Annotated in this window: 11 protein-coding genes; 9 read left to right on the top strand and 2 right to left on the bottom strand. The window is 63.4% G+C overall.

The genetic code is table 11. The features are described from left to right. The first annotated feature begins 5 nt into the window (after positions 1-5). The 7 genes from QM590_RS15825 (at position 6) to QM590_RS15855 (ending at position 6,467) form a co-directional block, all read left to right on the top strand. Complete coding sequence (locus QM590_RS15825) at positions 6-566, top strand: F0F1 ATP synthase subunit B (RefSeq protein WP_032393521.1); 561 nt, start codon at positions 6-8, stop codon at positions 564-566. A gap of 8 nt (positions 567-574) precedes the next feature. Next, the gene (locus QM590_RS15830; protein ID WP_269595649.1) at positions 575-1,402 is read left to right on the top strand and encodes a F0F1 ATP synthase subunit delta; all 828 of its coding nucleotides are present in this window, start codon (positions 575-577) and stop codon (positions 1,400-1,402) included. An 88-nt stretch (positions 1,403-1,490) separates the two neighbouring features. Beyond that, positions 1,491-3,134 (top strand): F0F1 ATP synthase subunit alpha, encoded by a 1,644-nt coding sequence (gene atpA / locus QM590_RS15835; protein ID WP_037193380.1) that lies wholly within the window; start codon positions 1,491-1,493, stop codon positions 3,132-3,134. A gap of 52 nt (positions 3,135-3,186) precedes the next feature. Next, entirely contained in the window at positions 3,187-4,158 is a 972-nt protein-coding gene (locus QM590_RS15840; protein WP_094638680.1) for a F0F1 ATP synthase subunit gamma, read from the top strand. Between the two features lie 3 nt (positions 4,159-4,161). Then, on the top strand, positions 4,162-5,610 hold the full coding sequence (atpD, locus tag QM590_RS15845; protein WP_094638681.1) for a F0F1 ATP synthase subunit beta: 1,449 nt from the start codon (positions 4,162-4,164) through the stop codon (positions 5,608-5,610). A gap of 30 nt (positions 5,611-5,640) precedes the next feature. Beyond that, positions 5,641-6,000 (top strand): F0F1 ATP synthase subunit epsilon, encoded by a 360-nt coding sequence (locus QM590_RS15850; protein WP_037193376.1) that lies wholly within the window; start codon positions 5,641-5,643, stop codon positions 5,998-6,000. Between the two features lie 29 nt (positions 6,001-6,029). Beyond that, the gene (locus QM590_RS15855) at positions 6,030-6,467 is read left to right on the top strand and encodes a DUF2550 domain-containing protein (protein ID WP_068048245.1); all 438 of its coding nucleotides are present in this window, start codon (positions 6,030-6,032) and stop codon (positions 6,465-6,467) included. Here QM590_RS15855 and QM590_RS15860 read toward each other — a convergent pair whose 3' ends face one another. Further along, complete coding sequence (locus QM590_RS15860; RefSeq protein WP_269595650.1) at positions 6,468-7,070, bottom strand: cob(I)yrinic acid a,c-diamide adenosyltransferase; 603 nt, start codon at positions 7,068-7,070, stop codon at positions 6,468-6,470. A 54-nt stretch (positions 7,071-7,124) separates the two neighbouring features. Here QM590_RS15860 and murA point away from each other — a divergent pair, with 54 nt between their 5' ends. Continuing rightward, positions 7,125-8,378 (top strand): UDP-N-acetylglucosamine 1-carboxyvinyltransferase, encoded by a 1,254-nt coding sequence (gene murA / locus QM590_RS15865; protein ID WP_094614651.1) that lies wholly within the window; start codon positions 7,125-7,127, stop codon positions 8,376-8,378. On the opposite strand, the gene pdxR is transcribed toward murA, so the two are convergent. Next, positions 8,371-9,768, bottom strand: coding sequence for a MocR-like pyridoxine biosynthesis transcription factor PdxR (pdxR, locus tag QM590_RS15870; RefSeq protein WP_269595651.1), 1,398 nt, complete (start codon positions 9,766-9,768; stop codon positions 8,371-8,373). The genes murA and pdxR overlap by 8 nt on opposite strands. 100 nt (positions 9,769-9,868) lie before the next feature. On the opposite strand from pdxR, the gene QM590_RS15875 reads away from it, so the two are divergent. Then, the gene (locus QM590_RS15875) at positions 9,869-10,564 is read left to right on the top strand and encodes a pyridoxamine 5'-phosphate oxidase family protein (RefSeq protein ID WP_269595652.1); all 696 of its coding nucleotides are present in this window, start codon (positions 9,869-9,871) and stop codon (positions 10,562-10,564) included. Positions 10,565-11,173: the final 609 nt, after the last annotated feature.

Consider the following 11,173-nt stretch of genomic DNA (forward strand, 5'->3'; position numbering starts at 1 on the left):
GCGCGATGACAAACGCGATTACGTTGCTGGCGGCGGAGGGGGAGGAATACAACCCTCTTCTGCCCGCAACCTACGACATCGTTTGGTCGATCGTCTGTGTCGCGGCAATCGGCTTCCTCTTCTGGAAGTACGTGGTGCCGCGCTTCACCAAGGTTCTCGCTGAGCGTTCCGAGCTCATCGAAGGCGGAATCAAGAAGGCCGAAGAGGCACAGGCAGAAGCCAAGGCTGCTCTCGAGCAGTACCACGCTCAGCTGGCCGACGCCCGTTCCGAGGCCGCGCAGATCCGCGAGGAAGCGCGCACCCAGGGGCAGGCGATTCTCGCCGAGATGAAGGAAAAGGCGCAGGAAGAAAGCGACCGGATCGTGGCCGCAGGTCACAATCAGCTCGTTGCTCAGCGTCAGCAGATCGTCACCGAACTTCGGGGAGATCTGGGACGCACGGCCGTCGAACTCGCTGAGAAGGTCATCGGAGAGCAGTTGTCCGACGACGCGAAGCGTTCCAGTTCGATCGATCGCTTCCTCAACGAGTTGGATTCCGTCACCGCGGACTCCGCATCCGGAAAGTGAGTCGAACCATGTACGCAACTTCTCGTGAGGCACTCGCCCGCACGCGGTCGGTTGCCCACGAAGCTCTGGGGTCCGCGTCGGCAGGCGAGGCAACAGCCGTCGCTGCTCAGACCGGTGCCGAGTTGTTCGCCGTCGTCGAGACCCTCGACGCGCAGCGCACGTTGCGTACCGCTCTCGCCGACTCGTCGGTCGGGGGCGTTCGGCGAAGCGATCTGGCCGGAGAGGTCTTCTCCGGCCAGGTGTCGAGTGCAACGGCGACGATCGTCAAGGCCGCTGCCGGCGAAAGCTGGTCCACCGCTCGCGACCTGCTGAACTCGCTGGTCGAGCTGGGACGCGAAGCTCTGCTTCGCGCCGCGGCCGATCAGGATCAGTTGGACACGGTCGAGGACGAGCTGTTCCGCCTCGGGCGGATCGTGGCAGGAAACCCGCAGCTCGAGCAGGCCCTCTCGGATCGCTCGAAGCCCGCTCAGGCCAAGCGTGAACTGCTCGGTCGCCTGCTCTACGGCAAGGTCACCGCGGTCACCGAGGCGCTTGCAGTTCAGGCTGTGACGCGTCCGCGAAAGGCTGCTCCCGCCGACGTACTGAACGGACTGGCCGATCTGGCCGCCGAGCAGCGCGACCGCGCGGTTGCCCACGTCCGCAGCGCAGCACCACTGAGCGACAGTCAGCTCGAGAAGCTGACGGCCACCTTGACCCGCACGTACGGCAAGCAGGTCACGGTGCATGTAGAGGTCGATACCGAACTGCTCAGCGGACTTGTCGTTCGTATCGGCGACGAGGTCATCGACGGTAGCGGGGCAGGCCGCCTCGCTGCATTGCGAAAGACGCTCAAATAGTCCGACACGGACACAGTAACGAGAAGAAGCGTCTCGACTTTCGAGACATTTCACCCCGCGATCATTTGAAGGAAGAGCAGGAAACACTATGGCGGAGCTGACGATCTCCTCCGACGAGATCCGTAGCGCGATCGATAACTTCACCGCGAGCTACTCACCGGAGTCTTCCCGCGAGGAGGTCGGCACGGTTACGGACACGAGCGACGGAATCGCTCACGTGTCCGGATTGCCGTCGGCGATGTCCAACGAACTCCTGGAATTCCCCGGCGGAGTCCTCGGTGTCGCGCTGAACCTGGATGCCACCGAAATCGGTGCCGTCATCCTCGGTGACTACGAGCACATCGAAGAAGGCCAGGAAGTCAAGCGCACCGGAGACGTGCTGTCGGTCCCCGTGGGCGACGGCTACCTCGGCCGCGTCGTGGACCCCCTGGGCAAGCCCATCGACGGCCTCGGCGACATCGAGTCCTCCGAGACCCGCGCCCTCGAACTGCAGGCTGCCTCGGTGCTCGAGCGTCAGCCCGTCGAGGAGCCGCTGCAGACCGGTATCAAGGCGATCGACGCCATGACCCCGATCGGCCGCGGCCAGCGTCAGCTCATCATCGGCGACCGCAAGACCGGCAAGACCGCGGTCTGCATCGACGCGATCCTGAACCAGAAGGCCAACTGGGAGAGCGGCGACGAGAAGAAGCAGGTTCGCTGCATCTACGTCGCCATCGGCCAGAAGGGCTCGACGATCGCAGGCGTCAAGGCTGCACTCGAAGAGCAGGGCGCACTCGAATACACGACCATCGTCGCGGCTCCCGCGTCCGATTCGGCCGGCTTCAAGTGGCTCGCCCCGTACACCGGCTCGGCCATCGGCCAGCACTGGATGTACCAGGGCAAGCACGTCCTCATCGTGTTCGACGACCTGACCAAGCAGGCCGAGGCGTACCGCGCCATCTCGCTGCTGCTGCGTCGTCCGCCGGGCCGCGAGGCATACCCCGGTGACGTCTTCTACTTGCACTCCCGTCTGCTGGAGCGTTCGGCGAAGCTGTCCGACGAGCTCGGTGGCGGATCGTTGACGGCTCTGCCGATCATCGAGACCAAGGCCAACGACGTCTCGGCATACATCCCGACCAACGTCATCTCCATCACCGACGGCCAGGTCTTCCTGGAGTCGGACCTGTTCAACAAGGGTGTCCGTCCCGCGATCAACGTCGGTATCTCGGTGTCCCGAGTCGGCGGCGCGGCACAGACCAAGGGCATGAAGAAGGTCTCCGGATCTCTTCGCCTCGAGCTCGCTCAGTTCCGCGAGCTGGAAGCCTTCTCTGCGTTCGCGTCCGACCTCGACGCGGCCTCCAAGGCTCAGCTCGAACGCGGCGCACGTCTGGTCGAGCTGCTCAAGCAGGATCAGTACGCCCCGGTTGCCGTCGAAGATCAGATCGTCTCGATCTGGCTCGCAGGGCAGGGAACGTACGACTCGGTTCCCGTCGGCGACGTGCGTCGCTTCGAGACCGAGCTGCTCGAGGACCTGCACCGCAACGCCAGCGGCGTCTACGACAGCATTGCCGGTGGCAAGGCTCTCGACGAGGACAACCAGAAGGCACTGACCGAGGCGACCGAGAAGTTCAAGGCCGGATTCGTCGACTCGGACGGCAACCGCGTCGTCAACGAGGCCGAGGCAGACACTCTGAACGCCGACGAGGTCAGCCAGGAGCAGGTCAACGTCACTCGCAAGACAGTCAGCAAGTAGGCCTGCGATGACAGATGCCAAGACGAGCACAGAAGGGAGCGTGAACAGCTAGATGGCAAGCATTCTCGAGCTTCGCTCCCGCATCAAGTCGGTCAACTCGACCAAGAAGATCACCAAGGCACAAGAGTTGATCGCGACATCGCGAATCACCAAGGCTCAGGCCCGCGTTGCCGCATCGAAGCCGTATGCGGAAGAGATCACCAAGGTGCTCTCCGCGTTGGCAAGTGCATCGAGCTCGCTCGATCACCCGCTGCTCAACGAGCGACCCGAGCCCAAGCGTGCCGCGGTTCTGGTCGTGACCAGCGACCGCGGTATGTGCGGCGGCTACAACTCCAACGTGCTCAAGGAGACGGAGGAGCTGTTCCAGCTGCTCCGCTCCGAGGGCAAGGATCCGGTCATCTATGTCCTCGGCGCAAAAGGCCTGGGCTACTACACATTCCGTGAGCGGGACGTGAAGGGTGCCTGGACGGGCTTCTCTCAGGAGCCCGGATACGCCGACGCGGCCAAGGCCAGTAGGCACCTGGTCGAACTGTTCATGGCCGGCTCGGGCACCGAGGTCGAGGCTCCCAACGGTGAAGGCACCGTCGAGGGCGTGGACGAGTTGCACATCGTCTACACCCGCTTCGTGTCGATGCTCACGCAGAAGCCCGAAGTTCGCCGTATGGCACCGCTCGAAATCTCGTACACAGACGAGGAATTCGAGATGGGTGCGGATGCGCTGAGCGACTCACCGACCGCAGATGTGCAGGCACAGTACGAGTTCGAGCCGGAAGCGGGAACTCTGCTCTCGGCGCTGCTGCCCAAGTACATCAGCACCAGGATCTATGCGTCGTTGCTCGATGCAGCAGCGTCGGAGTCCGCGGCGCGTCGTACCGCCATGAAGGCAGCGACGGACAACGCGAACGAATTGGTCGAGACCTTGAGCCGTCAGGCCAACCAGGCTCGGCAGGCCCAGATCACCCAGGAAATCAGCGAAATCGTCGGTGGCGCCAACGCGTTGGCCGACAGCGCAGGAAGTGACTAAGCAATGACCGCAGCAGTAGCCCAAGAGAACGCGAGCGGAGCGGACACTCAGTCCGGCCGTGTCGTTCGGGTCATCGGCCCCGTTGTGGACGTCGAGTTCCCGCGCGGCTCGATTCCCGCACTGTTCAACGCCCTCAACGCAGAGATCACTCTGCCGACCGTGGCCAAGACCCTGACGCTCGAGGTCGCACAGCACCTCGGCGACAACTTGGTTCGCACCATCTCGATGCAGCCCACCGACGGACTCGTCCGCGGTACTGCAGTCATCGACTCGGGCAAGCCGATCTCGGTTCCCGTCGGTGACGTCGTCAAGGGCCACGTGTTCAACGCCCTCGGTGACTGCCTGGACACCCCCGGACTCGGCCGCGACGGCGAGCAGTGGGGCATCCACCGCAAGCCACCAGCCTTCGATCAGCTCGAGGGCAAGACCGAGATCCTCGAGACCGGCATCAAGGTCATCGACCTCCTGACCCCGTACGTCAAGGGCGGAAAGATCGGTCTGTTCGGTGGTGCCGGTGTCGGCAAGACCGTTCTGATCCAGGAAATGATCACCCGTATCGCACGCGAGTTCTCGGGCACCTCGGTGTTCGCGGGAGTCGGCGAGCGCACCCGTGAAGGCACCGACCTTCACCTCGAGATGGAAGAGATGGGCGTCCTCCAGGACACCGCCCTCGTCTTCGGCCAGATGGACGAGCCGCCCGGCACGCGTATGCGCGTGGCGTTGTCGGCACTGACCATGGCGGAGTACTTCCGCGATGTTCAGGGACAGGACGTTCTTCTGTTCATCGACAACATCTTCCGCTTCACGCAGGCAGGTTCGGAGGTGTCGACCCTTCTCGGTCGTATGCCGTCGGCCGTCGGTTACCAGCCCACGCTGGCGGACGAGATGGGTGAGCTCCAGGAGCGCATCACCTCGACCCGTGGACGCTCGATCACCTCGCTGCAGGCGATCTACGTTCCCGCCGACGACTACACCGACCCGGCTCCGGCCACGACGTTCGCGCACCTCGATGCGACGACCGAGCTCTCGCGTCCGATTTCGCAGATGGGTATCTACCCCGCTGTGGACCCGCTGAGCTCAACCTCGCGCATCCTCGAGCCCGGCATCGTCGGTGCGGAGCACTTCCGCGTCGCCAACGAGGTCAAGCGGATCCTGCAGAAGTACAAGGAGCTGCAGGACATCATCGCCATCCTCGGTATGGACGAGCTTCAGGAAGAGGACAAGGTTCTGGTCGGCCGTGCACGCCGCCTCCAGAAGTTCCTCGGCCAGAACTTCATCGTTGCCGAGAAGTTCACCGGCGAGGCCGGTTCGGTCGTGTCGCTCTCCGACACCATCGAGGCATTCGACAAGGTCACCAAGGGTGAGTACGACCACCTTCCCGAGCAGGCCTTCAACAGCTGTGGTGGTCTCGACGATGTCGAGGCAGCCGCGAAGAAGATGGCCGGAAAGTAGACCGACGTGACTTCTTCCGAGAAGAGCGGCATGGAGGTCTCCCTGGTCGCTGTGGAGCAAAAGCTGTGGTCCGGTACCGCGACCATCGTCAGCGCTCAGACCACCGAAGGTGAGATCGGCATCATGCTGGGCCACGAGCCTGTCCTCGGGCAGTTGATCGAGGGCGGCACGGTGTCGATCACGACCACGGACGGCGAGAAGCTCATCGCAGCCGTCCACGGTGGATTCCTGTCGGTGACCGGCAAGACGGTCACCGTGCTGGCAGAATCGGCCGATTTCGCCGACGACATCGATGTCGAGGCGGCACGGGCTGTAGTGGCAGAGAACGGCGACGACCTCGAGGCCATTGCTGTGGCCAAGGGTCGTGTCCGCGCTGTCGAGCGGTCCTAGGTTCACGAGAAGCCGCGACGAGACCTGCGATGCACTACGGATTGATTGTTCTGATCATTCTGGTTGTGCTGCTCGCAGGGCTCGTCGCGGCTTTTGCGTACCGTCTGATGGTTCTACGGCGCGGGGGAACCGCCGCGATCATGCGGGTGTTGCCGACGGACGGTGGTGCCGGTTGGCGTCACGGCATCATTCGGTACGGAGACAACACTCTCGTATTCTTCAAGCTGTCCAGTCTTCGCCCCGGCCCCGATCATCGGCTGGGTAGGCAGGACATTCACGTGGGTGATCGACGAGCCCCACGAGACACCGAGTTCGACATCATGACTCCGGACATCGCCGTGTTGGAACTGTCCGACAATGGAAAGTATTTCGAGATCGCCCTCGACAGAAGTGCGTTGACCGCTTTCCTGTCCTGGGTCGAATCACGTCCCTCCGGCCGATCGCGTCGCCGCCGACCGGCGGCCTGATCAGCTGTCGCCGGTAGTCGGGTCGCTCGAGGCGCGGCTCGACCCGGGAACCCACTGGACGTCGCCCTCGGGGTTGGCGTATCGGCTCAGAATGAACAGCAGATCCGAGAGCCGGTTGAGGTATTTCGCCGGCAATGCACTTGTTGTTTCCGGGCTCGCGTGCACCGCAGCCCATGCCGACCGCTCCGCCCGTCGGGCCACCGTTCGCGACACGTGTAGCAACGCTCCCAGCGGCGTTCCGCCCGGCAGAATGAACGACGTCAGTGCGGGGAGATCCTCGTTGAACTCGTCGCACCAGCCTTCGAGCCGGTCGACGTAGCTCTGATCGATGCGCAGAGGCGGGTACTGCGGATTCTCGACGACCGGAGTCGACAGATCGGCCCCCGCGTCGAAGAGATCGCTCTGGATGGTGCGGATCACGGAATGAACCGATTCGGGCGGGTTGCCGAGGGCGAGAACCACACCGAGACTCGCGTTGGTCTCGTCGCAGTCCGCGTAGGCAATGAGTCGTTCGTCGTTCTTGGACACCCTCGAGAAATCACTCAGCCCGGTGGTCCCGTCGTCGCCGGTTCTCGTATAGATGCGGGTGAGGTGGACGGCCATGCGCGCTACGGTACCGCGCGGGTGTCGGCCGGTCCCGCTGGCTACGCTGTCGAGGTGAGTGAACGCTTTTTGGTCAACGGTGGAAATCGCCTCGTCGGTGAGGTGGCGGTCGGTGGTGCGAAGAACAGCGTCCTCAAATTGATGGCGGCAGCGCTGCTGGCAGAGGGCACCAGCACGATCACCAACTGCCCCGACATCCTGGACGTGCCACTGATGGCAGAGGTGTTGCGCGGGCTCGGCTGTGAGGTCGAGTTGGAGGGATCGGTCGTTCACATCACCACTCCGGCCATGCCGAAGTATCACGCCGATTTCGCGGCGGTTCGCCAGTTCCGAGCTTCGGTGTGCGTGCTGGGGCCGCTGGTTGCGCGGTGCAAGAGAGCTGTCGTCGCACTGCCGGGCGGAGACGCGATCGGGTCGCGTCCCCTCGACATGCATCAGTCCGGTCTTCAATTGCTCGGGGCACGCAGCGAGATCCAACACGGATGTGTCGTTGCGGAAGCAGACGAATTGCGCGGCGCGAACATCAGACTGGCGTTTCCGTCCGTCGGTGCCACCGAGAACATCTTGATGGCCGCAGTCCTGGCCACCGGGGAGACGGTGATCGACAACGCCGCGCGTGAGCCGGACATCGTCGACGTATGCAACATGCTGAACGAGATGGGTGCCGACGTCCGCGGTGCAGGCACCTCGACTTTGACCATTCGTGGTGTGAGCGCGCTGAAGCCGACGACCCATCGGGTGATCGGCGATCGCATCGTCGCCGCCACGTGGGGAATCGCCGCTGCCATGACTCGTGGGGACGTGCGAGTCCGCGGTGTGAACCCCAAGCACCTGTCGTTGGTGCTGGACAAATTGAGGTCCGCAGGCGCCGAGGTCACCAGCGAGCCCGACGGCTTCCGCGTCGTGCAACACGAGCGACCGCGCGCGGTGAATTTTGCGACGCTTCCGTATCCGGGGTTCCCGACCGACCTGCAGCCGATGGCCATCGGACTTGCGACAGTCGCGGACGGTACGTCGATGATCACCGAAAACGTCTTCGAGGCACGATTCCGGTTCGTAGAGGAGATGATCAGGCTCGGGGCCGACGCGCGCACCGACGGCCACCACGCCGTGGTTCGCGGTGTGCCACAGCTGTCCAGCGCACCGGTGTGGTCCTCCGATATTCGGGCCGGGGCCGGCTTGGTTCTCGCGGGACTGGTGGCCGACGGTACGACGGAGGTGCACGACGTATTTCACATCGATCGCGGCTATCCGCGATTCGTCGAGAACTTGAGTGCACTCGGTGGCAGTATCGAGCGGGTCAGCTGAGCAGCGTAGCTTCCAGCGCCTCGACCAATATGCTTATCGCATAGTCCAATTCGTCGTCGGAGACGGATCCGTACCCGACGACGATTCCGCCCCGGGCTGTGTGCGAGCGGGTCGAGTGTTCGAGCGTCGGTACGTCCACGCCCCTCGCGGCGCATGAGGTAGCGACGTCGCGCGCTGCGGCAGTGTCGAGTATCAACACGGTATGCAGGCCGGCTCCGACTCCGCGAAGTTCGCCGAACCTGGCCAGCGCGGCCGCGACCAGGCGGTCGCGGGCTCGATAGAGCCGCCGGGCCGTTCGGACGGCTCTGTCCCATTCGCCGTCGCGCAAGATGGACGTCATCGCATGCTGGACGGGAACCGAGGGATGATCGCCGATCGCGCGGCGCGTTGTCGAGATGCGGTCGACCATCGACTCAGGTGCCACCATCCAGCCGAGACGAACCCCGGCGCCGAGGGTCTTGGATACGGTGCCGAGGTACACGGTCCGGTCGGGTGCGAGTTCGGCCACGGTGGGCAAAGGTGCTACGCTGTAACGGAATTCGGAGTCGTAGTCGTCCTCGATGATCATGGAATCGTTGCTGTGAGCCCAGTCCGCCAGCGCACGTCGACGGCCGATGGGCATGAATGCGCCGGTCGGATATTGATGCGACGGCGTGACGTACACGGCCGGTGTTCGTGGGGGAGTCGAGTCGAGTTGTTCGACGATCAGGCCATCGCGGTCGACGGGGACGTCGTGCAAGGACCACCCGCGATGTGTCGCGAGCGCAGCGGCGGATTTGTAGCCTGGATTCTCCAGTGCCAGAACGTGTTCGACCGATTCGGCAGCGGAAAGCGCACCCAGGGCCAGGTCGAGGCCGTGAATGCTGCCCGTCGTGATCACGATCGACCCCGGTGTGGTGTGCAGTCCGCGTGCGCGGCGGAGTAGATCGGCGACGCGAGTCCTCAGTTCGAGCGTGCCGGTGGAATCGGGATAGTCGCCGGGAGGCGGTGTGTTGCCGACGTCGCGCCACGCGCGCTTCCAGGCATCGGATGTCGAGGGCGGAGTCCACGGGATTCCCGGACGGAGAGATATCCGCGGGGGTGTTCGTGGTGTGGTGTGTGCGCTCGACGCCATCGCAATCGATCGAGGTGCGCGGGGGATGTGTCGAACATAGTTACCCGAACCGCGTCGGGCATCGAGCCAACCTTCTGCGACAAGCTGTTCGTAAGCCTTCTCCACGACTGCACGCGCGATGCCCAGATCGACGGAAAGTGCTCGGGTGCTGGGTAATCGAGAATCGGGCTGCAGGTCTCCGTCGTCGATTGCGGACCGGATGCGATCCGCCAGTTGGACGGGCAACGTCCGAGCGTCGGCGCGATCGAGGGTGATCGACAGGGAGATCGGGAGCATGGGGTTGTGGTCTCTTTCGGTATCCGCGTCGAAGTGGCCTGAACAAAAGCAGCTCTATTGGACCATGACGAAAGGCCACTCGTCCCGCATCCTGGAAACCATGACAGTCGACGACGTGCCTCTTTCCCCGACAGCGCGAACGGTAGTGATGCGGGGGAGGCATCGCGCCGGCCTCGAACGCGCAGCGTTGCTCGACGTACTGCGCTCAGCGCGCATATGCCACATCGGCGTGATCGTGGATGGAGTGCCTCGCGTCGTACCTACCGTGTTCGGCGTGGATCCCGCCGGTCCGGACAGGGAAGGCACGCTGTATCTGCATGGATCAGTGGCGTCACGCAGCATGATCGACGCTCCGGATCAGGACATCTGCGTCACTACGACTGTCGTCGACGGGCTCGTCCTGGCTCGGTCTGCATTCCATCATTCGATGAACTATCGAAGCGCCGTTGTGGTCGGACGACCTCGGCGAGTGGAGGACGCCGACGAACGGATTCGAGCATTGGACGCGATAGTCGACCAGGTGGTCCCGGGAAGAAGCGTTCATCTGCGTGCGCATACGCGGAAAGAGCTTGCAGCCACCGCGGTACTGGCGCTTTCGATGTACGAGGCATCGGTGAAGTCGCGGACAGGTGGACCGGTCGACGACGACCTCGACATCGAGCGGGGAGACGTATGGGCCGGAGTTGTTCCGGTGTGGGAGGCGCTCGGCGACGCCGAACCTGCCCCAGATCTCGCGGGGGACATTGCGGTGCCGGAGCACGTGGACGGTGTGCGCCGGAACGCGACTCGGGGGTGAACGATGTTGCCGCAGTGAAGGTTCGGACTGTGGCTGGCATCACACGCGCACCCTGCAGCGTGTAGTGGGCGCGATGACCCGACGCCCCGGGGCCGAACTGCGCGAATGCCCCGAGAGCATGGGTCGACCTGCCGATTTGCGTTGGTGTGGTTGGTGGCGTAACTTTTGTCGAGTCAGAGCGACGGACACCGACCCGGTCTTCACGGACTGGGTGAACGAGGTTGGACGTGTGGCCTGGCAGGTTTTATCCCCCAAGAGTCGGTCCTTGTGTCCGAGACCAAGCTGGGATAGGCTGGAGCAGTTGCCCTTGGGGCCGACGGACTGTGTGTCTGTGGGTCGAGAGTGTGTGCGTGTTCTTTGAGAACTCAACAGTGTGTCGATGAATGTCAGTGCCGAAATATTTTGTTTTGGTGAAAGCATTCGATGTATCAGCCATCCGCTTGTGGTGGTTGTTATCGGGTGTTGTTTGAAATGCTAGTTGAGTTTTTCTGCTAGTGATTTGACTTGATGTCTTTGACTGATTCGCGGTTCTTTTGGGGATCGTTGTTTCGCAGGTCTTTTACGGAGAGTTTGATCCTGGCTCAGGACGAACGCTGGCGGCGTGCTTAA

It is taken from the genome of Rhodococcus sp. IEGM 1372, from assembly GCF_030056835.1.
Classification (GTDB): domain Bacteria; phylum Actinomycetota; class Actinomycetes; order Mycobacteriales; family Mycobacteriaceae; genus Rhodococcoides.

What these genes read in the sequence shown, in the direction of transcription:
- QM590_RS15850 (WP_037193376.1), top strand. Translation starts at nt 5,641, where the DNA reads ATGGAGGTCTCCCTGGTCGCTGTGGAGCAAAAGCTGTGGTCCGGTACC.
- pdxR (WP_269595651.1), bottom strand. Translation starts at nt 9,768, where the DNA reads ATGCTCCCGATCTCCCTGTCGATCACCCTCGATCGCGCCGACGCTCGG.
- QM590_RS15830 (WP_269595649.1), top strand. Translation starts at nt 575, where the DNA reads ATGTACGCAACTTCTCGTGAGGCACTCGCCCGCACGCGGTCGGTTGCC.
- QM590_RS15840 (WP_094638680.1), top strand. Translation starts at nt 3,187, where the DNA reads ATGGCAAGCATTCTCGAGCTTCGCTCCCGCATCAAGTCGGTCAACTCG.
- atpA (WP_037193380.1), top strand. Translation starts at nt 1,491, where the DNA reads ATGGCGGAGCTGACGATCTCCTCCGACGAGATCCGTAGCGCGATCGAT.
- QM590_RS15855 (WP_068048245.1), top strand. Translation starts at nt 6,030, where the DNA reads ATGCACTACGGATTGATTGTTCTGATCATTCTGGTTGTGCTGCTCGCA.
- QM590_RS15875 (WP_269595652.1), top strand. Translation starts at nt 9,869, where the DNA reads ATGACAGTCGACGACGTGCCTCTTTCCCCGACAGCGCGAACGGTAGTG.
- atpD (WP_094638681.1), top strand. Translation starts at nt 4,162, where the DNA reads ATGACCGCAGCAGTAGCCCAAGAGAACGCGAGCGGAGCGGACACTCAG.
- QM590_RS15860 (WP_269595650.1), bottom strand. Translation starts at nt 7,070, where the DNA reads ATGGCCGTCCACCTCACCCGCATCTATACGAGAACCGGCGACGACGGG.
- QM590_RS15825 (WP_032393521.1), top strand. Translation starts at nt 6, where the DNA reads ATGACAAACGCGATTACGTTGCTGGCGGCGGAGGGGGAGGAATACAAC.